This window comes from Pararobbsia alpina (genome assembly GCF_902859895.1).
Lineage (GTDB): Bacteria > Pseudomonadota > Gammaproteobacteria > Burkholderiales > Burkholderiaceae > Pararobbsia > Pararobbsia alpina.
Genome location: NZ_CADIKM010000009.1, coordinates 83556 through 104430, shown reverse-complemented (window position 1 = coordinate 104430; position 20875 = coordinate 83556). Strand labels below are relative to the sequence as shown.

General features: G+C 59.9%; 20 protein-coding genes. 8 read left to right on the top strand and 12 right to left on the bottom strand.

Annotation, left to right across the window (positions count from 1 at the left end):
• Both HV670_RS12350 and HV670_RS12345 read right to left on the bottom strand, forming a co-directional pair.
• Nucleotides 1-1848, bottom strand: coding sequence for an Hsp70 family protein (locus HV670_RS12350; RefSeq protein WP_175105070.1), 1848 nt, complete (start codon nt 1846-1848; stop codon nt 1-3).
• Nucleotides 1845-2405 carry a DUF2760 domain-containing protein gene (locus HV670_RS12345; protein ID WP_175105069.1) on the bottom strand — a complete coding sequence of 187 codons (561 nt, stop codon included), beginning with the start codon at nt 2403-2405 and terminating at the stop codon, nt 1845-1847. The genes HV670_RS12350 and HV670_RS12345 overlap by 4 nt, the downstream gene beginning before the upstream one ends.
• Before the next feature lie 304 nt (nt 2406-2709).
• On the opposite strand from HV670_RS12345, the gene HV670_RS12340 reads away from it, so the two are divergent.
• Together HV670_RS12340 and HV670_RS12335 are read left to right on the top strand one after the other, a co-directional pair.
• Nucleotides 2710-3132 (top strand): ACT domain-containing protein, encoded by a 423-nt coding sequence (locus HV670_RS12340; protein ID WP_175105068.1) that lies wholly within the window; start codon nt 2710-2712, stop codon nt 3130-3132.
• Nucleotides 3133-3412: 280 nt separating this feature from the next.
• Nucleotides 3413-3760, top strand: a complete 348-nt coding sequence (locus HV670_RS12335; RefSeq protein WP_175105067.1) for a carboxymuconolactone decarboxylase family protein — start codon at nt 3413-3415, stop codon at nt 3758-3760.
• Nucleotides 3761-4110: 350 nt separating this feature from the next.
• On the opposite strand, the gene HV670_RS12330 is transcribed toward HV670_RS12335, so the two are convergent.
• Entirely contained in the window at nt 4111-4854 is a 744-nt protein-coding gene (locus HV670_RS12330; RefSeq protein ID WP_175105066.1) for an SDR family oxidoreductase, read from the bottom strand.
• 349 nt (nt 4855-5203) lie between these two features.
• On the opposite strand from HV670_RS12330, the gene HV670_RS12325 reads away from it, so the two are divergent.
• Nucleotides 5204-5497, top strand: coding sequence for a GYD domain-containing protein (locus HV670_RS12325; protein ID WP_175105065.1), 294 nt, complete (start codon nt 5204-5206; stop codon nt 5495-5497).
• A gap of 256 nt (nt 5498-5753) precedes the next feature.
• Here HV670_RS12325 and HV670_RS12320 read toward each other — a convergent pair whose 3' ends face one another.
• Entirely contained in the window at nt 5754-6176 is a 423-nt protein-coding gene (locus HV670_RS12320) for an LEA/WHy family protein (RefSeq protein ID WP_425511417.1), read from the bottom strand.
• Nucleotides 6177-6428: 252 nt separating this feature from the next.
• On the opposite strand from HV670_RS12320, the gene HV670_RS12315 reads away from it, so the two are divergent.
• Nucleotides 6429-6920: a cupin domain-containing protein gene (locus HV670_RS12315; RefSeq protein WP_175105063.1), complete on the top strand. Its 492-nt coding sequence runs from the start codon at nt 6429-6431 to the stop codon at nt 6918-6920.
• A gap of 141 nt (nt 6921-7061) precedes the next feature.
• Here the strand turns inward: HV670_RS12315 and HV670_RS12310 are convergent, their stop codons facing one another.
• The gene (locus HV670_RS12310) at nt 7062-7289 is read right to left on the bottom strand and encodes a hypothetical protein (protein ID WP_175105062.1); all 228 of its coding nucleotides are present in this window, start codon (nt 7287-7289) and stop codon (nt 7062-7064) included.
• Nucleotides 7290-7592: 303 nt separating this feature from the next.
• Between HV670_RS12310 and HV670_RS12305 the strand changes: the two genes are divergently transcribed.
• Nucleotides 7593-8339: a dienelactone hydrolase family protein gene (locus tag HV670_RS12305; protein ID WP_175105061.1), complete on the top strand. Its 747-nt coding sequence runs from the start codon at nt 7593-7595 to the stop codon at nt 8337-8339.
• Between the two features lie 62 nt (nt 8340-8401).
• Nucleotides 8402-8959 carry a BON domain-containing protein gene (locus HV670_RS12300; RefSeq protein ID WP_175105060.1) on the top strand — a complete coding sequence of 186 codons (558 nt, stop codon included), beginning with the start codon at nt 8402-8404 and terminating at the stop codon, nt 8957-8959.
• An 84-nt stretch (nt 8960-9043) separates the two neighbouring features.
• Here HV670_RS12300 and HV670_RS12295 read toward each other — a convergent pair whose 3' ends face one another.
• Nucleotides 9044-9181 carry a DUF3563 family protein gene (locus tag HV670_RS12295; RefSeq protein ID WP_175105059.1) on the bottom strand — a complete coding sequence of 46 codons (138 nt, stop codon included), beginning with the start codon at nt 9179-9181 and terminating at the stop codon, nt 9044-9046.
• Between the two features lie 16 nt (nt 9182-9197).
• A complete protein-coding gene (locus HV670_RS12290; protein ID WP_175105058.1) occupies nt 9198-10031 on the bottom strand; it encodes a class I SAM-dependent methyltransferase in 834 nt (277 codons plus the stop codon).
• Nucleotides 10032-10378: 347 nt separating this feature from the next.
• Between HV670_RS12290 and HV670_RS12285 the strand changes: the two genes are divergently transcribed.
• Nucleotides 10379-11401 carry an AraC family transcriptional regulator gene (locus HV670_RS12285; protein ID WP_175105057.1) on the top strand — a complete coding sequence of 341 codons (1023 nt, stop codon included), beginning with the start codon at nt 10379-10381 and terminating at the stop codon, nt 11399-11401.
• 27 nt (nt 11402-11428) lie between these two features.
• Here the strand turns inward: HV670_RS12285 and HV670_RS12280 are convergent, their stop codons facing one another.
• Nucleotides 11429-13177: a cyclic peptide export ABC transporter gene (locus tag HV670_RS12280; RefSeq protein WP_175105056.1), complete on the bottom strand. Its 1749-nt coding sequence runs from the start codon at nt 13175-13177 to the stop codon at nt 11429-11431.
• Between the two features lie 1151 nt (nt 13178-14328).
• On the opposite strand from HV670_RS12280, the gene HV670_RS12275 reads away from it, so the two are divergent.
• Nucleotides 14329-16569 carry a thioesterase domain-containing protein gene (locus tag HV670_RS12275; RefSeq protein ID WP_217478412.1) on the top strand — a complete coding sequence of 747 codons (2241 nt, stop codon included), beginning with the start codon at nt 14329-14331 and terminating at the stop codon, nt 16567-16569.
• Between the two features lie 715 nt (nt 16570-17284).
• Here HV670_RS12275 and HV670_RS12270 read toward each other — a convergent pair.
• From HV670_RS12270 to HV670_RS12255, 4 genes are all read right to left on the bottom strand, one after another.
• Nucleotides 17285-17485 (bottom strand): MbtH family protein, encoded by a 201-nt coding sequence (locus HV670_RS12270; protein WP_175105055.1) that lies wholly within the window; start codon nt 17483-17485, stop codon nt 17285-17287.
• A 338-nt stretch (nt 17486-17823) separates the two neighbouring features.
• Entirely contained in the window at nt 17824-18516 is a 693-nt protein-coding gene (locus tag HV670_RS12265) for a 4'-phosphopantetheinyl transferase family protein (RefSeq protein ID WP_175105054.1), read from the bottom strand.
• A 363-nt stretch (nt 18517-18879) separates the two neighbouring features.
• Nucleotides 18880-19983 (bottom strand): alpha/beta fold hydrolase, encoded by a 1104-nt coding sequence (locus HV670_RS12260; protein ID WP_246257285.1) that lies wholly within the window; start codon nt 19981-19983, stop codon nt 18880-18882.
• Between the two features lie 42 nt (nt 19984-20025).
• Nucleotides 20026-20778 carry an SDR family NAD(P)-dependent oxidoreductase gene (locus HV670_RS12255; RefSeq protein ID WP_175105052.1) on the bottom strand — a complete coding sequence of 251 codons (753 nt, stop codon included), beginning with the start codon at nt 20776-20778 and terminating at the stop codon, nt 20026-20028.
• Between the last annotated feature and the right edge of the window lie 97 nt (nt 20779-20875).

Here is a 20875-nt window from a genome sequence, read left to right as displayed (position 1 = left end):
TCAGGCGCCCACGCTGCCGCGCACATCGAATTCAACTTTCCAGCGCTCGCTTGTGCCGCGTGGCATGGCTTCGAGCTCCAGTGTGCCGGTTTCAGTGACCCGCGCATGGAGCTTCACCGGCACGACTTCGCCGGGCGTGCGTCCTTCGGGCGGCAGCGTGGCCTGGATTTCATCCAGCTCCTGCAACTCGTCAGGCGACCAGGAGTCGAGCATCGTGCCGACCTGGTCTTGCCGACGCACTGACGAACCGAAAAAACGGAAGTGCACGGGTTCGCCGACCACGAGACCGAATTCCTGAGCGAGCGATGCCGCGTCCGTTCCTTCTTCCATACCGAAGGGCGCGACGCACAAGGCCTGAACAGGCGGCTCCATGCCTGGCACGGCCGGCATCGCCGACTCGACCGCAATATAGAAAGCGCGTGCCGTGCCGCCTCGAATGCGCACGCCCTTGCCGCGCTTGACGTAGCCGTAGTACGCAGCGCCGCGCGCGACCGCGAGGTCGAGATCGGCGCCGCCCAGAAGGCGCGCCGGCGCCGCGCCGTCGGCGGAGAGCCAGCCGTTGAGGGTCTCGAGAATTCGCTCGACGAGCAGGGGTGACTTGAACACGCCGCCGTTGAACAGGACCGCTGTCGGATGCAGGAAGCTCGCACCCTCGGCCGGCAAGTGCTGCAAACCGTCGAGCTCGGCGAGCGCCGCGACCTGTCGGCCGAGGAACGCGGCGACGTGCCGCGTGATGCCCGCATCCTGCGCATACGGCAGGCCGATCTGTGTCAGGCCGGCTCGCGCTCGGCTCATCGGGCGAGCCGATGCATCGACTTGCGGGAAAAAGCCGTCGAGAATCGTCTGCGTCAGTTCGGCGCGGGTCAGTTCGGTGCGGATCGAACCTCCAACCAGTTTCGATCCGCGGCTCGGCACGACGAGCGGCACCGTATCGGTACTGCGGTCGGTCAACAGCGTTTCCTTGGCTGTCCGGCACGCATAGGTGAGGGCGCGCAACTGCCACGGATCGGCCTGCGTCCCCTGGGCGACCAGCTTGCGCGCGACCACGTGGGCGAGCGCAAGATCCATGTTGTCGCCGCCCAGCAGGATATGCTCTCCGACCGCGACACGATGCAATTCGAGATTGCCTTCGCGTTCGACGACCGCGATCAACGACAGGTCGGTCGTGCCGCCGCCCACGTCCACGACCAGAATGGTGTCGCCGACCTTCACCTGCTTGCGCCAGGCGCCCTCGCTTTTCTGGATCCAGCTATAGAGCGCCGCCTGCGGTTCCTCCAGCAGCGTCATGCGAGCATAGCCAGCCGCTTGCGCCGCTTCGGCCGTCAATTCTCGGGCGGCCGGATCGAAAGAAGCGGGGATGGTGACGGTGATTTCCTGTTCGCTGAACGGCGCATCGGGATGCGCGTGGTTCCATGCTTCACGCACATGCGTGAGATAGCGAACCGAGGTCTCGAGTGGCGAGACGCGCGTCACTTCAGGTGGCGCGTCGCTCGGCAGAATTGCCGCGCGACGGTCCACACCGGGATGACAGAGCCAGCTTTTGGCGCTCGACACCAGACGGATCGGTGTGCCTGCGCCTCGGCTTCGCGCCATTTCACCGACCGCGAAGTCGCGCTCGGCGGTCCACGGCAAGGCCAGGTCACCCGGCGTCAGTTCGCTCGGATGGGGCAGGTAGAGAAACGAGGGCAGCAGCTCGCGCGCTTCAATGACTCCCCCTGCGGTGAGTTGCGTGATTGGCAGGACGCCCTGATGCGTCTTCTCGCCGTCACTGGCACCGAGGTCGACGTACGAGAGGGCGCAATGGGTTGTGCCCAGATCGATGCCGATCGAATAGCGCGGTTCACTCATAGTTCCACCTCGGCTGGTGCGATCACCGTCGCATCATGCGTCTTGGTCAACATCGGCAGCCTGACTTCCTCGACTCGCCAGCCGCGGTGACTGATGCTGCCGTTGAACGGCGGCTTGCCGACCACATTGCCCGTCAGTCGAATCGCAGTTGCGTCGAAGCCGTCGGTGAGCGTCACGCGGCTACCTTCGAGCTCTTCACGCACTGGGCGAATCGTGAAATGTTCGCGCAGCGTCGCGCGGCAACCGTCGTGCACGAGTCTTGCGGCAGCGCCGATGTCCGCATCGGAATAGTTTGCGATGTCCTCTTCGACGAAGTCGACGAAGCGCGCGTCACGCTGGAGAAGTCCCAGAAGCTGAAGCGCCGCCTCTGGGCTTGCGGCCTTGATCGTGGGTGCGGCCGTTGCTGCGGGTTGGGGCGCCGTGACGGGTGCCGAGACTTCTGCCCCGTCGCGCAGCCGATGCACGCGGGCGGCGTATTCGCGGTCGCCGAGCACGGCGAAAAATGTTCCGAAGGCAAGCGAAAGTCTGCCGAGGAAAGATATGTTCGATTCGGTCATAAAAAAATTGCTCCTGTAGGCTCGCGTGGACGACGAGCTATCCTTCCGGACGCGGGACAAGGCCCGATGAAAGCTTTGAAGGCCCGCTGCCGGCATTTAATCCCTGAGCCCAACTGGGGTCAAAAGCCGTATTTTGCCTTGATGTGATCGAGAGCCGTAGAACACGAGCATTTTGGCAACTACGACACACCGCTCTCGCCGTCGGCAAAGCAATGGCCGCAGGGGAACGAACTGAGCGCTGCCTTGCTTGCGTGTCGTCGGTGAAGTAGATTTTCTTATGGATGCGTTAGGCGGGAGGTCTGTCATGGAACTGAGCGTAGAACGTGTAGATGTTTGGACGGCTACCATCGAGGACAGACCGGGCGGGCTTGCACAGGTATTAAGCGCCTTGCGGGATGCGGGCGTAGACCTGCAGCTGGTCGTTGCTCGTCGCACACCGGAATCACCGGGCAAGGGGGTCGTGTTCGTTGCACCGCTGCAGGGGGACAGGGAGATCAAGGCTGCCGCACAGGTGGGATTCAGCGTCACCCCTAGTCTTCACTCCGTCCGTGTCATGGGTATGGACCAACTGGGGATCATCGCGCAATTGACCCAGATGTTGGCAGACGAAGGCGTCGACCTCCGCGGTGTTTCGGCCGCTGTACTGGGTACACAATTTATTGCTTACCTTGCGATCGAGTCAGTGGACGACGCCGAAAAGGCGATGGACATTTTACAGAGGGCCTGAAGCGTCCGTGCCGGCCCGCGAACCCGCCTCGTTCTTCTTTCGCGGCCGGTGAACGTAGGCACCCATGAAGGGTTTCGACGTAGTCGGCGGGTTTGAGGGCTGGCACCGGGCCGAGTGACCGTGCGCCGGCCAAAATGATTATCTCGCCCAGTTAATCGTGATAGTCTCGCCCGTTGACGGTTCCCTCAGATGAAAGAACGACTCATCCTGGCATATCGATACCGTCACTGAGGCTCTCACCTCGACCACTAAAAATGATATTCCTGCGGAGACCATCCCTATGCTTATTGACTGGAAGTCGTTTCTCCCTAAAGTTGGCGGGAGCGTGAAAGAACTAGCCGAGGCCAGCCCGGAGACAGTCGGCGGTTACCGCCAGATTTGCGCCGCTGACGCTCAAACGGGACACCTCGACGCGAAAACACGCGAGTTGATCTCGTTGGCGGTCGCTGTTACCACTCGCAGTGACGGATGCATCGCGAATCACACGAAGAAAGCGATCGACCTCGGCACGACTCGTGAGGAGATCGCCGAGGCGCTAGGCGTGGCTGTGGCGATGAACGCCGGCGCCGCTGTCGCCTATTCTGGCCGAGTCATGGACGCTTTCTCGGCCTTCTCGGCAAAGGAATAAGCGTCTGCACAGTGGGCCGCTCGGCGAGCCTGGATCTTTGATGAGCGGCTCAAGCGGGTTGCCGGTACGGGCAACATCCGCGCGGGCGGCCATTCCCCACTGCCCGCTCGGGCTCGAATATGTGCGTCCTGTAATGACCGAAGACCGATAGGTCGATGCGCACGCGGCGACCGTCTCATGTTGGCGCAAGATGAGTCGGTCAAAGACTTCGTCCGACCGGCAACAACGGGTCGGCATACCGTGTCTTGGACGTTCAGACGCCTGTTTCGCAGAGAGACCGGACTGCTGAGTGCGAGCCCGGTCATGCCTTTCGATGAGGACAACTCGCGAAGGAGGCGAGTTGTCGTCCGTTAAACCAGCACGTGGCCACCGTCTACAACGATGACCTGTCCCGTGCTAAAACCCTGCTGCATCAGGTAAAGATACGTTTGGGCAACGTCGCTTGCCTCCCCGACCCGCCGTACCGGCATCTTCTCGGCGATATAGTCGTAAAGACCCTCGCGATCGGCTTCGCTCATGTTGTCCCACAAGGCGGTACGCAAGACGCCGGGCGCCACGGCATTGACACGTAGCGGCGCAAGCTCGACAGCCAATGTCCGCGTGAGTGACTCGATCGCACCCAGGATGCTGGACGGGATCGTCCAGGCAGGCAGCGGACGCGACGATGCCACTCCGCTTGTAAGGGTGATGGAGCCACCTGCGCGAATCAGGGGCGCCGCGTATTTGACGGCCTTGAGCGCGCCCCAGTAGCGCACTTCGAAGGCTCGCTGCGCGGCTTCGATACTGAGTTCAGCAAGGTTTTGCAGGAGCAGTGATTCCCCGGCCGTGTAGACAAGATGATCGAACGGACCAACGCGCGCGAAAAACGCGCGCACCTGCGACTCGTCGGTAAAGTCAAGTGCCTCGCCGCGTGTACCTTGAGGTAGTTGCTCCAGTGCAGCCGCGACGCGCTCCGGCTTGCTTGAGGCGATGATGACGTCGGCTCCGGAACGCGCCGCAGCTTCGGCTACGGCAAAACCAATTCCTGACGTGCCCCCGGCCACGACGATCCGGCTTTGTTGAAGAGTAATGCTGGTAAGTTGGCTGTTTCCCATGCTTGACGTTTTCGTGATAAGGCGGTCTACGCGGCGGCGCCCAGCGCAACGCAGCACGTGCTGCCTAACGATCGATTGATGCGCTACCGCGGCCGCGTGAGAGTGTACGTGGTTTGCGGCAATCGCGTTGAAGGCGTCGCACGTGAAGAGTACGCGTCTCAAGATCACATTCGGTGGAGCGAGGAGACAAGTTCTATATCCCCGAAGGCAAAAAGCGGGTGGCATGTGCATCCGTTGCATACACTCAGACTACGCGTAGATCGCTTTCGGGTAATGCCACCGTAATGCCGTTTGCAATCTGACTCGCACGCGTGAATTCCTTCTCGTACTAATCGTAAGGGGAATCGTCATGGCGACTTATGTGGTTCTTTCACAATTCACTGATCAGGGCATCCGTACCATCAAAAACAGCCCGCAGCGGGCCAGCCAGGCGGCGGAGCTAGCCAAGTCCTTTGGCTGTCAAATGAAAGAGATCTACTGGACGTTAGGCAAATATGACGTTGTCACTGTCATCGAGGCACCCAATGAGCAAAGCCTCATGTCGTTCGGCTACGCACTCGGCTCTGCAGGCAACGTTCGCACGCAAACACTCCGCGCGTTCACGAAAGATGAATTCAGCTCGATTATCGGGAAACTCCCATAAAGACCATACGGGCATTCGGCAAGCGGGCCGGTATCTTTTCGCGACGCGGGCCATGAACGGTCACGCGTCTGGCGTGTTATGCGGACGCTAATAGGACTGTTGTTCATTAAGCAAACCAAATTCGAAGCCGCGCACTGAGTTCATCTTTCGCATTCTGTCGGTTTGACGACAGTGGCATCCGGCGAGAGTCTCCGCGGCACTTGCAGTCGCTTTTTTAGACCCGCAACACAGGGAGAAGCGCCCCGTCACTGGCCCGTCATGGGGCCGCCGGCAGTGACAGCGTGCCCTCATGGACGAAACGTGTGCCGCCAATCATGCCGCCCCCCAGCCGTCCGCGCAGCGTGTATGGAAAGCCACCGGCGTGCTCGCTGTTTCCGAAAGCGAAAGCCTGGCGCACGACAGCGAACGCGGGTACGGTCACTGGCACTTCGATCAGTGTCTCGCCGAAGCGCGGCACAACCCCGCGTTGATCGCTAACGCCGCTCGCGAACGGTTCGCCGTTCAGTTCCAGTTCTAATGACATACCGTCGTATTCGACAGGAGAATCGTTCGGATTCTGGACGCGCAGTTTGAGGTTCAAGCGCATCTCCAACCCTTCACCTTCGAGAGGGGCAACACCCGCTACGTTGACTCGCAGCGGCTCTTGTCCCATGAACCCGGCACAGCCGCCAAACGACATGACGATGCACAGGAAGATGCAGAGGAGGCGAACCGAACGCCCCGCATCGAGAGGAGGCATGGCGGGCACCTCGCGCAGAAAGAACGCATGTCACGGTTAGTTTAGTGGGTTTCGCGCGGGACTCTCGTGATTTGAAGGTGACCAGTGACTGGATTGGGGGCGACTGCGGAAGATTGCCGCCCCTGTGGGATGCCATCGAGGGACATTTTGGATCTGTTGTCATGAGGCGAATCGCCTCCAAGGAGAGCTTGAATGCAACGCCCCAGCTTTATTCGGCACTGGACCGAGGTTGAGGATGGCGACAGCAACCACTATCCGGGTGATTCGGAACTCATGGCGATCGGAGCCCCCCTGGCTCGAAAACTCGGACTTCAACGCATTGGAATTCATCACAATCGCCTACCTCCCGGGCGTCGCACTTCGTATCCTCACGCGGAAAGTGCGGAGGAAGAGTTCGTGTATGTGCTCGAGGGAACGCCGGATGTTTGGGTCGACGGCAATTTGCACCGGCTGCGGCCGGGCGATTCGGTAGCGTTTCCTGCAGGCACCGGCATTTGCCATAGCTTTCTCAACAATACCAGTGAGGAAGTCAGGCTGCTCGTGATAGGCGAGGTCACGAAACCAGAGAATCGCATTTACTATCCCTTGAACGAATCGTCGTTTGCGGTGACGCGTGAAAATCGGTGGGACGATTGGCCGTCGCGTCCACTCGGCGCGCACAATGGCAAGCCGCGCGCCGAATGATCAGTCCGCCCGACGACAGCAGACGGTCCCTCAGTCAAGCTTGGCAGATATGCAGCCGTTCACGCAGCAGCCCCGACTGTCACTTCATGAAGTCCTGGCGACACGCCGCATGCGAACCCCCTCGGATTCGTCGATTTTTCGTTAAGACAGCGAGGCAAGCATGATCGACAGCCTTCTGATATGAGCCCTGAACGCGTCCCTCGTTTCGCGATCGCTTGTCGAGCTCAGGTGCGATGTCTCGGCGAGTTCGACCTGCTCTTGGAAGTCGTTGGCGACCTTGCGTCTTATGTCCGATGGCAACGCCCGAACGAGGGAGACCACCAAAGCCTCCTCAGCATGAATCATGCCGAGAATTGTACGGGTATCCATGCGAGAAACTCCGTTGAAGGCATCGTCAGTGCAATCTAGCACGATCCGCTAGCAGTGATGTAAGGCAGATGCCGGCGGGCGGAGGGCCCCTTTCCTGCCACAAAGGGTATTCAGTGTAGGGAGTAGAATCGTCGACAATCGCTCGGCAAATGCCGGCTGGCCTTCCCCCTTGAAAGGAGCTGGCGCGATGCCTGAATCCCTTGCCGGTCTCAGCTCATTTTCTTTCGTGCTCGCAGTACGTGATCTCAATTCAAGCGACTCCGTGAAACGTTCCATTTATTGTCGTCCGCTACAGGTACGATCATGACTTATGAAAAGGTGAACATTTCAATTCGCGATGGCGTTTGCCCTGTTCACGTTTTTACGTCCAATGCAGGAACGCGCTTGCCTGCCATTATTTTCTATATGGATGCGGGGGGCGTCAGGCCTGCTGTATTGGGAATGGCTCAGCGCTTAGCGGACGCCGGCTATGTTGTGCTGCTGCCCGACCTCTTTTATCGGTACGGCCCTTATGGGCCTTTTGATCCTGTGGAAGTGTTCAAGGGTGACGTGCGGTCGATCCTCGGTCCATTGATGGCGACCACGGGCAACGAAAAGGCAGCTGAGGACACGGGAGCGCTTCTAACTTACTTGGACACGCGTACGGATGTCGACCATAAAAACATAGGTGCAGTCGGCTTCTGCATGGGTGGTGGCATGGCCATTGCCGCCGCAGGTACATATCCCGACCGCTTTGCGGCTGTAGCCAGCTTTCACGGTGGCAATCTCGCGACCGACGCACCTGGAAGCCCACATCGCTATGCACCGCAATTGAAGGCCGAACTCTATATCGCAGCGGCCGAAGGCGACGAGAGCTATCCGTTACCCATGGCGCAGCGCCTCGAGAACGCGCTCGATCAAGCCGGTGTACGGTACTTTGGAGAGACATATATCGGAGCAGCGCACGGCTGGATGAAGCCAGACTTCCCAGTCTACGATCCGGTAGCTGCCGAGCGAGGATGGTCAAGGATGATTGAGTTTTTTGATCGGATACTCAAAAGTCGAGTTTGACCTCTTCACTTTGAAATCGGACCGCTGGGCGCGAAGTCCCGCACGTTTTGCGAAGGACATCGATGACGATCGACTACCGCTGCATGCTGTGCGCGCTGATGCTGGTGACGCCCGGCGCGCATGCCGAGGACGACCTGCAGAACCGCGGTCATGACCCGTTCTTCCAGGTCTCCTCTGCGATACCGAACTGCCCGGAGCCCGCCGGCCCGCGCGTGAATGAAGCCGAGTGGAAGCGCGAATCGCATCACCGCATCGAGCACGGCAACCACTGTTGGCTGGAAGGGCGCTGCCGCCTGCCGAATGCCTACGCTTACGATGAGGAAATTGCCGACAGCACGCGCCGCCGGCTGCAATGGCTGTCGGCCAACCTGCCGGGTGGGCGGCAGAGTACCTTGTGGGTGACGGTGTGGCGGCGTTGGATCCAGATCCAGGGCTGCGTGGCACCAGGCTTTCCGGTGGCGCCGTTCATGGCCGCGCTACGCGAGGTTCCCGATGTCGAGCGGGTCATCGATGAAACGACTGCGCATCCGGAGCGGGGGGTGCCTTATACGCAGTTCCACAAGGGCCCGTCATCGCAAGGCAGCATGAAAGCGGGTGCGGTCGGCAGCTCGATGCCGTAGACGGATAGCGCGGAAGTCAATGAACTGCTCGGCGGCCGCATCCTGGGTTTCCCGGGTCGAGGGCGATGCGGCCTTGTTGTTTCGCTAGCCGTTGGTCTCGATCGAGCGCATGCGGCGTTCCAGGTCGCATAGATCGACCGACGAATCGAGGTATGCGTCACGGCGACTATGTTCAGCCCGTTCAAGCAAGTGGCGGAACGTCTTGGCAAGGTATGCAAACATGATCTACTCCAGTGCATCACTTCCGCTCGATCACCACCTCGAGGTACTCGCTCGGCAGCACCAGCGTGCCGTCCCCAGAACGGTTGCGGCCCTCCATGAGCGTCAGCAAGTCCTGGGTGAAGGCCACCTGCTTCTCGGCATCGAGCGCGCCGAAAGTCTTGTTCACTGGGCCGTAGTAGGTTTGGAACACTTCGATCCAGTGTGCCGGCGAGAGGTAGCGGAAGGTGAACTCGCGGCTGGTCGTGCGGATCTCCCGCGCGGTGTCGCCGAAGAGCTCCTCGAGCCTTGCCCGCGTGCCCCATAGTGCGGGTGATTTGACGCCTGGCGCAGGAGGGACGTACTTGCCGATCGTCTTGAACAGCTGTCCGATGAAACTTTCGGGCGTCCAGTTCGCCACGCCGATCCTGCCACCGGACTTGCACATGCGCGCGAGTTCGCCAGCGGCCTTTTCCTGGTTCGGCGTGAACATCACACCGAAGGTTGACATCACCGCATCGAACGACGCATCGGGGAACGGCAGGTTTTCCGCGTCGGCTTCCTGGAAATGGACCGTGAGGCCTTCGGCCTGGGCGCGCATCCGCCCGGATTCGAGCAGCGAAGGCACGTAGTCGGTGGAAGTGACGTTGCACCAGCGGCGCGCGGCGGCAAGGGTAGCATTGCCGTTACCGGCGGCGACATCAAGCACGCGGCTGCCTGCTCGGAGATCGAGTGCCTCGCAGAGCTGCTCACCGACGAGCTGCAGGGTGGTTCCCACGACGGCATAGTTCCCCGTGGACCAGGCGGCTTGCTGACGGGTCTTGATAGCCGCGAGATCGACGGCGGGCGAGGGAGTGGATGTGAGTGCGGACATGACTGTGCTCCAGGTAACTTTGAATAGGAACAGGCTTTTGGTGCGGCAACGCGGTACGCTTGCTCAGTCCTACTGACGGCATGTATCACAATGAAAATAGCCCATTCCGGCTGAATCACCACTGACCGTGAATGGAACCGCGTCGCAAAAAGCAGCCGCCTTTGTAAGCGCATGATGTGTTCTCCTTGGTGGTTTTGCATTGCATCTGCTGCTTCCGTCGTCGAACCCCTGAAAGGTGTGTTGTTGTGCGTTGAGGTGGGTGCTAGTATCAACTCGCAGGTCATATTGATAAATGACCAGGCGTCCAGTTCTCTTGTGCAGGACGCCGGGATTGACGGATCTTTTTGATGGATGCCCTTTCCGACGTCCTTCGGGTTGTGCGGCTAAGCGGTGCCGTGTACCTCAACGGAGACTTCACCACCCCTTGGTGTCTGTTTGGCCAGGCGGATGCGGCTCTCTGCGCCGCGTTCCTGCCAGGATCAGAACGCGTGATCTCATACCATCTGATTACCGAAGGCAGTTGTTCAGCGCGACTGGCCGATGACCCCGGCTCGGCTATTCACCTCAATGCCGGCGAACTGCTGGTGGTGCCACAAGGCGAAGCGCATATTTTCGGCAGCGCCTTGGACCTTTCTCCTGGGCTTGCTGGCCCCCTGCTGGCCATTCAAATGGAAACGGCACCAGGCCAGGTGATGACACTCTCCTATGGCGGGGGCGGACCGTCAACGCGTGTCGTGTGCGGCTTTCTGGCCTGCGACGGTACCTTGAGCAACCCGTTGCTGTCCTCGCTGCCGCGGCTCTTCAAGATCGATATGCGCAACGATCCTCAATCGGCATGGCTTGAATCATCGCTTCGATTCGCTGTTGCCGAAGCGGCGCAGTGGCGCGCTGGCAGTGCGATTGTCCTTGCCAGGCTATCCGAACTCCTCTTTGTCGAGGCGGTGCGCCGCTGTATCGATACGTTGCCCGCAGACCGGAAGGGATGGCTGGCGGGCGTGCGCGATCGCTTCGTCGGGCCTGCGCTATCGATGCTTCATGCTCAGCCAGCCCACTCCTGGAGCGTTGATGAACTCGCGCGAAAGGTGGGGTTATCACGCTCGGCGTTTGCGCAACGGTTCACTGACCTGTTAGGACAGCCGCCCATGCAGTACCTGGCGCGGTGGCGTCTGCAGATCGCCTCGCATGAACTCCTGATCGGGAGCAAGTCGCTCGCCGCGCTAGCGGAGCAGGTCGGCTACGATTCGGAGCCGACGTTCAATCGGGCATTCAAGCGCGAATTCGGGATGCCGCCGGCTGCATGGCGAAAGAGCCATATGGCGCAAAGCGATAGCGCGTCCTTGAATTTTGCAGGGCCGACTATCTCACTCTGATCGAAATCGATCAGTGAGTTTGCAAGTCTATGCTTGAGTGTTCGACAGGGGCTTAACCGCCGTTTTGGTTAATGGTTGCCCATTGCGATAAATGCTTTGGGCTGCCCGTTCACTACCCTCGGACTCCGCGTGAATGAATTGGCTTGATGCTGCGGCGGGGGCTTCAGTCAGTGTTCCCTCAGAGAGGGTAACGATGCGATCCGCGCAATCAAAATACGCGTCGTCATGCGAAATGACGATCACCGTCTTGCCTCGGCGCTTGAGTTCGGGCAATAGCTCCCGGTAAAAGACACGTTTGAATGCCGGATCTTGATCAGCCGCCCATTCATCAAACAGGTATACCGGCCTATCTTCGAGATACGACGACACCAACGCCATCCGTTTGCGCTGCCCAGTCGACAGACTGGTGGTGGTGAACCGCCCAGACTCGACTTTCACCTTGTGCGAAAGGCCGAGCGCGTCGAGGTACTGCGTGGCCCGATCCCCAATGTCCTGGTGATCCGCGCCGAGGATCTCATCGAAAAGATGAAAATCGGCGAATACGGCCGAGAAATGTTGGCGATAGTGCGCTATGTTCTGTCGATCGACCGGCACGCCGTTGAGCTCGATGCGCCCCCGCTCGGGTTCGTAGAGACCCAGCAGCAGCATGGCGAGCGTCGTCTTACCGCTGCCGTTGCCGCCCACCACGAAGATCAGTTCGCCCGCTTCGATCGAGAGATCGACGGGGCCCAGCATGAACGGCCGGTCGTCCGAGAGGCCGGGGAACTGGTGATAGACCGATGCGAACCTTAGGAAAGGCGCGTTCGCTTCGGCATGCGCGAAAGGATCGGCCGTGGAAAGTTGGGAATTCGCCTCGGTGCCCGGCATCAGGTCCGCTTCGAGTTGGCGGATGCGTGCCAGGGCGATTGATGATTGGCTAATGAACGGCAAGGCGGTCAGGACATCGGTGATCGGCTGGATCAGGAACAGCAGTAGAAAGGTCAGCGTGGTCATCACCGATCCCGGCTGCGGATGCCAGGCCGGCATGACAAACAGTAGCAGGCCGATGGTCAGATAGAACAGCGTGTTGCCGGCGTTATCGACGAGCGAATAAGCCCCCATCCCCCGCAGAAACAGCGTCCGGAAGTTCCGGGCCGATGGAGTGACGACATGGTCTACAAAGTACTTTGCGCGCACTTCGTTTAGCTGCAGCTCGCGCGAACCTGCCAGCAGCGAGCGAAAATGCTCGTACACCGTGTCGAGCTGTTCACGAACCTTGCGCATGCGTTTTCTCGGCCACCGCTCCGCGAAGTAGTAAGCGCTGCCCCCGCACAAGAAGAGCGCGCAAAAACAGGCAAACACCCACCAGGACAGCCATGCGATATAGCCCATGCAGACGGCGATCACGATAGTGCTCGCGAACACCGAGGGCATCACTTGCGCAGCCTGTGTCACAGTGGTGATATCGGCGGTCAGGATTGCCTGAAGCCGCGCTTTGCCGAGGGTTTCAAGCTTTCGATGAGGCGTGAGCAACACCTTTCGGCACAAATCGATGCGCAGGCGGCATACCACTTCCTGACTCAGACTCATCAACAGGAACTGCGAGCCCGTCTTGGACAACAACTGCAACAGGCAGAAGAAGAAAAACTGTGGCGCGAGGGCGCGCAGTGATGCGCCGTTCGATACGCTTTTGCTGATCGTGTGAACGACACCCGCCCCGCCGATGCCGGCACACAGTGCAACGATGATCACCAGCAAGAACGACGACAGCGACTGTCGATACATGTCTCTCAACATGCTGATGGCTGATCCAAAAGTAGTGGGTTGAAAAGGATCCGGCGGGCCACATGGATTTCAGCACCGCACCAGCGCGGCTGCGTCATGCTCCGGCACCGTAGCGGGCGAGCCGGTTTCAGTCGTGCGCAAGAGCATCTTGTGCACACCGTTGAATAACGATCGCCCGTGCGGCAGGGCACTTTGGTAGCTGTCACGTCGCCGGTCTCCCAGTGCGGCGCGACCTGCTGCCCCTTCGATCATTGCGCACCTCGGCGAGTACGTCGGGGACATCGAGTGGTTGTGTGAAAGCCATGCTATCCGGGCGTCGCCGCCCCGTTGTTTGGGACAGCTAGCATAAGCTCCACGAGATAAATCTCGCGCAAAAATACGGCCGTCTGAGGAGAAGATTTAAAGATCGCAGCAGCGTCCGTGCGGGGCGGCTTGTATATCGAATCACCCACATGCCGGCAATCTTACGCAACGTCAATCTCGCTGCTACCCGAACCTCCACAATTGTTATGTTGCCGACAGGAACACGCATGCGCGCGGTCAGTGAAATCAATATGTAAAGCGAGCCGACGCCGGTCGTTCCCACTGCGGAACATTTCGATTTCAAGCAGAGCATGCCTTGTTTACTAAGCGCGCGCAGTTCGCATGCGGGTCAACAACGGAGGGCCGCAGTGGGCGCGAATCTTGATCGGTCCGCGGTTCTCGTCAGTGTTTACTAGATTTTTTCTTGCCGCCACGCAACCGGCACTACTAGACTCGGCTTCGGTATTGAAGCTGGAGCAAGCTATGTCGTTGCAGCGCGCGACAACGAGGCCGCAAGTGGCCTACATCAGTCGCGGTGTTAATCGTGTTGCGGCGATTCGAGTGCAATCTCGACTCGGTCGAGTTATTCATCTCATCTTGTGTCGTGTGATTGCGTGTCTTGGGCGGCACAAGCTGAATCGCACATTTGTCGATCAGCCGGCATCCGTGACTGCGCGATCGCGCCCGAAGATCGACGGTGGACCATGCTGATATCTGCGGGTTGGCTTCCGCATGACGATGGTCCCGTCTCATGAGCCTGCAGCTCCTTAAGCCGCAGATCGAGTGGTATCCGTTGGGTAATTGCGACGCGGATCACACCGGACGGCAACATCGAATACCTGGGCCGCAACGACGATCAGGTGAAGATCCGGGGTTTCCGCATCGAGCTGGGCGAGATCGAAGCGAAGCTGGCCCAACACGAAGGCGTGAAAGACGCCGTGGTGATGGCGCGCGAGGACGCGCCGGGCGACAAGCGGCTGGTGGCGTACTACACGGCGCAAGAGGAGAACGCGGGAGCGGAAGCGGAAGACCTGCGCGCGCACCTGCAAGCACAGTTGCCGGCGTACATGGTGCCGGCAGCCTACGTGCGGCTGGACAGCTTGCCGCTGACGCCGAACGGCAAGCTGGATCGCCGAGCGCTGCCTGAGCCGGAGGCCGATGCCTACGCCACACGCGGCTACGCAGCGCCGCAAGGCGAGCTCGAAGAGACGCTGGGGCGGCTGTGGTGCGAGGTGCTCGGTGTGGAGCGGGTGGGGCGTCACGACCACTTCTTCGAGTTGGGTGGGCACTCGTTGCTGGCAGTGCGGCTGATCTCACAGGTGCGCCAGCGCTTGGACGTGGAACTGGCGGTAGGCGAGCTGTTTGCGCATCAGAGCGTCGCGTCGATGGCGTCGATGCTGCAGGGCCGGACGCCAGACACTCAGCGGCGCGACACGATCGTGCCGGTGCGCACGGGCGGCACGCAACGACCGCTATTCCTGATGCACGAGTTCACCGGCCTGGATCTCTATTTTCCGGCGCTGGCCGCGCACATCGATCCGGACATCCCTGTCTACGGACTGTCTGGCATCCCCTGGGGGGAAACACAGTTGCAGACGTTCGGCGGCGTGCTGGCCTATGAGATCGCGATGCAACTCGTTGGCCAGGACGAGGAGGTTGAGTTCGTCGGGCTGATCGATACCTCTCTGCCGAAGCTAGTGGAGAACGACAAGTCGCGCTGGCTGCCCCAGAGCGCTCACAAGCGGATTCTGCTGGAGAAATGCGACATATTCTGGAAAAGGCAGGCGCCAGCCGAGACGGATATTGAACCGATCGTGCGGACATTGTCCGGCTTGCGGGCGGACGTCGGCAGCGTTGACTTTGACGGCCTAGTGCGGCGGTGCCGCGAGAAAGGGGTGCTCCATCCGGAACTGGCAGCCTACAGCGCGGGCGAACTTTGGCAATACGTTGACCGCGAGGTGGCGCACGGCCATGCGCTGGCGAATTACACTGTGTTTCCGATCTCCGTGCCTGTGCACGTGTTCGTCGCCGAGGAGCGTCGTGAGGACGCGCCGCCGCTTACCGGCAGTCTGGGCTGGGACGAGGTTCTGCCCTGGGCGCGGTTGCATTGTGTCACGGTGCCGGGCGACCACCTGACCATGATGGAGGCGCCGCATGTCCAGGCGCTGGGTCGTGCCATCAGCGAGGCAGTGTGCACAATCACCGCGCGGCAAATTCCGGTGTTATCGGAAATGTCCTATCAGCCACTGGTGACTATCCAAAACGGTGGCGCCGGTCACGCTCCGGTCTTTTGTGTCCCCGGCGCGGGAGGCAGCGTAACCGGCTTCGTCGGGCTTGCAGATACGCTCGGACCGGCTTGGCCGATGCACGGGCTGCAGCCGCGCGGACTGGACGGCGCTTTGGTGCCATACAGTAGTGTAGAAGCCGCGGCCGAAGCCAATCTGAAGGCAATCGACGCAGTTCAGTCCGACGGCCCGATCCACCTGATCGGACACTCCTTCGGTGGCTGGGTTGTATTTGAGATGGCATCCCGCTTGCTCGCGCGAGGTCGTATCGTGGCTTCGCTGACGCTGATCGACAGTGAAGCCCCGGGGGGCGACGGCATGGTCGGCAAACCTTATACGGCAACAGGCGTATTGGAGCGGCTAGTCGAGGCCATGCAACTTGCGGCGGGCGAGTCGTTCGGCATCGATGCTGCGGTGCTCCGCGCGCAGGACGATGCTGGCCAGATGCGCCAGCTGCATTCCGGCATGGTGCGTGTTGGCATGCTCCCGCAACGCTCGACACCCGACGCGATGCGCGGGCCGGCACGGGTCTTCGGGACCGCGCTGCGCACGATCTACCTGCCGCGGCATCCCTATACCGGGCCCGTAAGGTTGGTGGTGGTCGACGACCCAGCGCTCGACGTTGCGTCCAACCAGCTCGCGCAGCGGGAGACGATTGAGGGCTGGAGGCGACATGCGCCCAACCTCTGCGTCTGGCATGTTCCGGGGAACCATTTCACCGTCCTCAAAGCACCCCATGTGCAGGAGCTGGCGGTTTGGTGGCGGACAGCTTTCGAGGGGAGGAGCGAGCAGGAGGTCGCTAACGAGTCCATGTAGCCGTTTTCTTAGCAGAGGCCGCAAGCATCTCAAAATTGAGTTCGCTGCGGGGGAGCGCCGAGATTTTCGGCAACTCGGCGCTCCCCTTTTTGGATTCCGGCTGCACACCAGCCATAGATCAAATTAGAAGTGTTACCGCCCCGGTCTCGAAACACTGGGGCGATGCGCTATCGAGGTGACACTTTTGCCTGCGGTCTGAACGAATTCCTAACCTGCCCGGCAAACAGCGCTTGCTTTCGATCAACCGGCTAGTGAACATGCTTTTGATCACCTGCTCGACTGCGAAATTGTGTCCGCCGACGAGACAACAGTGAGCAAGGAAGCGGGAAGAGCGCTACAAGCGAAGCGTTACGTGTGGGTTGCGGTCGAACCGACCTCGCCGGGCAAAGGCCGAAGCCAAACCGGTACGTCGGGAACGAGATGTGGCCAATAGATAACTGAGAGGACGCGACACGCCCATTAGTCGTGGGACGCTGGAACTAACTCTGAATGGATACGATCTGCGAGGAGAAGGCGAACTCCAACCTGTACCGTCGAGACGTAAAAGGCCAATGGCGTGATCGTTTCATGCAGCGGCACGCGTCGCTCGGCGGTAGGTGTCTCTTGACGGGACGCCTACCGGCGCGGCGGGCCGCTGCTTACAGGGGGGCATTCAAAATGGGGCCGCAGTTGCATGCGCGCCTCCGTTGTCGGGGCGCACGCAATTGTGCCTGAGTCAGAGACTCATTTGCCGGCGCAGACTAAGCGGGCGCATGTCGATCCAAGTTTCCTTGATGTAGTCGAGGCAACCCTGCTTCGGTCCGCTCTTGCCGACGGTTTTCCAGCCTGTCGGGATAGCCTTGTATTCAGGCCAGATCGAATACTGTTCTTCGTGGTTGACGACGACGATATAGATTTCTTCGCTGGTTTCGCTCATAACAAGTCTTGTGGTAAATAATGAATGTATTCTGTCACTATAAGGACAATCAGTTAAAGGACAGGCCGTATGATTACGACACGTAGTTGATCGACGATTGATTGCTTGGCAGCTGACAGGCCAGTATGATCGGCCCCTTGGAAATCGCGACTGAGTGGCCTACCCACACATATGACATACCGATTGATATCTTATCGAAGTGCGTGTTAAAAAGTCGGTAAAACGCGAAAACCTTCGAATCCGGTCTTTGCGGGCTGACGAGATGTAAGGTCGATTACGCCGTCCTCGTGCCTGCAGGTTGCGCACACAGTCAAGTGAACTACCCGCAACTGATATCACTACATGGATTGTCGAATTACGCGGCAGGTAATAGTTTCTTCTCCATGCAGTGGGACGGCTTTCCTGATTGCAACTTCCGACTCTATGGAAATCGGGTTGTCACATTCGATACACAGCGCCGCAAGATGGTCGGGCGACGGGCAAAACTGCCAAAAACGCCAAGTAGACGGGTCATGCAGCGGCGAACGAAACGAAATTCCAATTCCCCGATCGCCGGAAAGATGGAAGCTAAACTTGTCAAGCGGAATAATGGACAATCCCATGCCGCGTGCCTTGACATACGCTTCCTTCAGGGTCCAGTAGCTGAAAAATCGCTTGTCTTGCTCTTCAACGGTAAGCTGGCGGAGCGCCGCAACCTCGTCGGCTGCAAAAAAGCTGTCAGCAATGTCAATCGGGGCTCGTCGGGTGCGTACGTTTTCCGTGTCGATGCCCAGCGCCGAACCGGCAGTGATGGCCAACACGATCAAGCCATCCGTATGGGAGAGATTAAAGCTGATGCGCTGTTTCGCCCTGTAAGGGTTGCCAATTTCTGGTTTTCCATAGGCATTGAGCGCAAACGACCATTGCGAAGGATCGAGCGCAGCATAACGGGACAGCACGGTTCTTAGCAGGGCGCGCGTCACGACGTAGCACCGCCGGTCCTCAGCGAATCGGAAGCGCAATTCTTTTTGCCGTTCCGCGCCGGACATCATTGCCCGGTATCGGTTTAGCAACGCCTCATCATGGATTTCGGAGTAGAAGCAGGCCCATAAGTCAACCCGACCTCGAGCCAGCGTTAGCATAGCGTGTGGAATTTCCCGCTAGATCACGCACGACACTCATAGTGCAATTCGCAGTGGGTCGCCGTTCTTGGATGAATCTCCGATTTCAACATTTCCATAGCACGTTCAATTTCGCTCGGCGTTTTCGCACTTTGACAGGAGACGCGTCCCCGGCGTCGGCCCCAGCAGCACGCCATAAATATTGGCGTCCCCCAAAGCGTGTTGCAAGTAAAAATAGGGTAAAGAGGGTTTCGTGTGCGGCGGTGGGGCACATGCGTGCCCCACGCGAGGGGATCAATCGTCCAGCAAGCTCCTGATCGAAGCGGTGATGAAGTCGGCGTCTTCCTTGCATACTGACGGCAAGCCAGCGCGATGTCCCCAGTCGGAGCGGATCGGCAGCAGCCGTGCATTGGACATCTGCTCCACTTCGAGCCGGTTATCCTCGACCTGGAAGTAAAGATCGGTATCCCCGGGCATGATCAGGGCCTTGGCGGTAATCGCACGCAGCGCCGCATCGAAGTTGCCGCGATAGAGTTCGTTGTCCGCGATATTGGCGTGCTGCCACGTCCAGAGGTGCGACAGCAGATTGTTGGCGTCGCGCTTGAGGAAGTTGCCTTCCCAAGAGAAGACCAGATAGTCCTCAAGCGACGAGTGCCCGGACGCTCGCCACATCTCGGACCGATAGAACGTCTGGGACATGGCCATCGCCGCGTAGCTGCGCGCCATCGCGCGCAAGCCTCGTTCGGGGTGCCGCACGAAATAGCCGTTTTCAAACGCGGAATCGGCCGTCAGGGAGGCGCGAATGCCTTCGAGAAAAACCTGGTTATGCGGTGAGCACTTCGCCGCGCCGCACAGCACGACCAGGCGCTCGACCATGTTTGGATACAGGGCCGCCCAGTGATAGGCCTGCATGCCCCCCATCGACCAGCCGAGCGCCAGGCGCACCGAGCGGATGCCCAGTTGCTCCATCAAGAGCCGATGCTGGATGCGCACGTTGTCCATCATGGTGACGTTCGGCCAGCGGTCGCTGTTGTAGGGCACGCTCGCATTGCTCGGCGAAGACGAGAGCCCATTGCCAAACAAACTCGGGATGATGACGAAATACTTGTCGGTGTCGAGTGCCTTGCCAGGCCCGACCATCCAGTCGATGTCGTAGTGATGCGCGGCAAACGACGTCAAATAGAGAATGACGTTCGATTTGTCGTTGTTGAGCGTGCCGTAAGTTTGGTAAGCAAGCTTCGCCCCACGGAAGGTCGTGCCGGATTGCAACACCACGTTGCCGGCATCGAAGGTGAAATAATCATCCATCTGTTGAATCGTCAGTGAAGTAGAAGTAATGGTGGCCGCAATGATCGCGGCAAGCGCAATAGCCCATGGCCGCAATGGAGGGACAGGCATCAAGCGCATCGACAAACGCGCCGTAAACGCTCCGCTTGACCTCTACGTCAGCACCTGCCCGCCATCGACCACCAATGTCTGGCCGGTGATCCAGCCCGCGTGCGAGCTGGCGAGAAACAGCACCGCACTCGCGACCTCCGCAGGCGTTCCGAGTCGGCCGAACGGAACCGAACGCTGTATCCGCTCATACAGCGTGGGATCCGAAGTCTTGCGCTGTTCCCACGATCCACCGGGAAATTCAATCGAGCCGGGCGCAACCGAGTTGACACGGATTCGATCCGGGGCGAGTGTCAATGCATGGGAAGCCGTGTAGTGCACGACCGCTGCCTTGATCGCCGCGTAAGACTGGGTACGTGTCGACGGACGCAGCGCTGCGATGGACGTCACATTGACGATGGCGGCGTTGGCCGACTGCCGCAGGAATGGCAGTGCGGCATGACCCGCGCGCACCGTTGCCATCAGGTCGACCTGAATGCCGGCCTCCCAGCCGGCTTCGGTATCCCCGCCTCCGAAACCGGATGCGTTGTTGATCAAGATGTCGATACCGCCGAGCGACTCGGCAGCGGTCCCAATGTAAGCGGTGATCGCCTCGCCGTCAGCGAGATCGCAAGGTGCGGTATGGACCGGATGGCCATGGACGGCGAGTTCGGCCTCGACCGCTTTCAATCCTTCCAAGTTGCGTGCACAGACGGACACGGCGGCGCCTGCCTGCGCGAACCCGAGCGCGATGCTGCGGCCGATGCCGCGCGAGCCCCCCGCGACGACGACGCGTTTGCCGTTGAAATCGAACCCCATGAATTTGCCTCCAGACATTGACGTGAGCGTCAGTATGGCTGGATCTTCCAGGTTTCGTCAGCGTAGGCCCGCATTCAAACCGTCAACGCTTGCCGCC

Excerpts from the sequence above, each read along its gene's own strand:
- HV670_RS12295 (WP_175105059.1), bottom strand. The coding sequence starts at position 9,181 with ATGTTTGCATACCTTGCCAAGACGTTCCGCCACTTGCTTGAACGGGCT.
- HV670_RS12260 (WP_246257285.1), bottom strand. The coding sequence starts at position 19,983 with ATGCCTGTCCCTCCATTGCGGCCATGGGCTATTGCGCTTGCCGCGATC.
- HV670_RS12320 (WP_425511417.1), bottom strand. The coding sequence starts at position 6,176 with ATGTCGTTTGGCGGCTGTGCCGGGTTCATGGGACAAGAGCCGCTGCGA.
- HV670_RS12340 (WP_175105068.1), top strand. The coding sequence starts at position 2,710 with ATGGAACTGAGCGTAGAACGTGTAGATGTTTGGACGGCTACCATCGAG.
- HV670_RS12255 (WP_175105052.1), bottom strand. The coding sequence starts at position 20,778 with ATGGGGTTCGATTTCAACGGCAAACGCGTCGTCGTCGCGGGGGGCTCG.
- HV670_RS12265 (WP_175105054.1), bottom strand. The coding sequence starts at position 18,516 with ATGATGTCCGGCGCGGAACGGCAAAAAGAATTGCGCTTCCGATTCGCT.
- HV670_RS12345 (WP_175105069.1), bottom strand. The coding sequence starts at position 2,405 with ATGACCGAATCGAACATATCTTTCCTCGGCAGACTTTCGCTTGCCTTC.
- HV670_RS12325 (WP_175105065.1), top strand. The coding sequence starts at position 5,204 with ATGGCGACTTATGTGGTTCTTTCACAATTCACTGATCAGGGCATCCGT.
- HV670_RS12285 (WP_175105057.1), top strand. The coding sequence starts at position 10,379 with ATGGATGCCCTTTCCGACGTCCTTCGGGTTGTGCGGCTAAGCGGTGCC.
- HV670_RS12350 (WP_175105070.1), bottom strand. The coding sequence starts at position 1,848 with ATGAGTGAACCGCGCTATTCGATCGGCATCGATCTGGGCACAACCCAT.
- HV670_RS12300 (WP_175105060.1), top strand. The coding sequence starts at position 8,402 with ATGACGATCGACTACCGCTGCATGCTGTGCGCGCTGATGCTGGTGACG.
- HV670_RS12315 (WP_175105063.1), top strand. The coding sequence starts at position 6,429 with ATGCAACGCCCCAGCTTTATTCGGCACTGGACCGAGGTTGAGGATGGC.
- HV670_RS12330 (WP_175105066.1), bottom strand. The coding sequence starts at position 4,854 with ATGGGAAACAGCCAACTTACCAGCATTACTCTTCAACAAAGCCGGATC.
- HV670_RS12290 (WP_175105058.1), bottom strand. The coding sequence starts at position 10,031 with ATGTCCGCACTCACATCCACTCCCTCGCCCGCCGTCGATCTCGCGGCT.
- HV670_RS12280 (WP_175105056.1), bottom strand. The coding sequence starts at position 13,177 with ATGTTGAGAGACATGTATCGACAGTCGCTGTCGTCGTTCTTGCTGGTG.
- HV670_RS12270 (WP_175105055.1), bottom strand. The coding sequence starts at position 17,485 with ATGAGCGAAACCAGCGAAGAAATCTATATCGTCGTCGTCAACCACGAA.
- HV670_RS12305 (WP_175105061.1), top strand. The coding sequence starts at position 7,593 with ATGACTTATGAAAAGGTGAACATTTCAATTCGCGATGGCGTTTGCCCT.
- HV670_RS12335 (WP_175105067.1), top strand. The coding sequence starts at position 3,413 with ATGCTTATTGACTGGAAGTCGTTTCTCCCTAAAGTTGGCGGGAGCGTG.
- HV670_RS12310 (WP_175105062.1), bottom strand. The coding sequence starts at position 7,289 with ATGGATACCCGTACAATTCTCGGCATGATTCATGCTGAGGAGGCTTTG.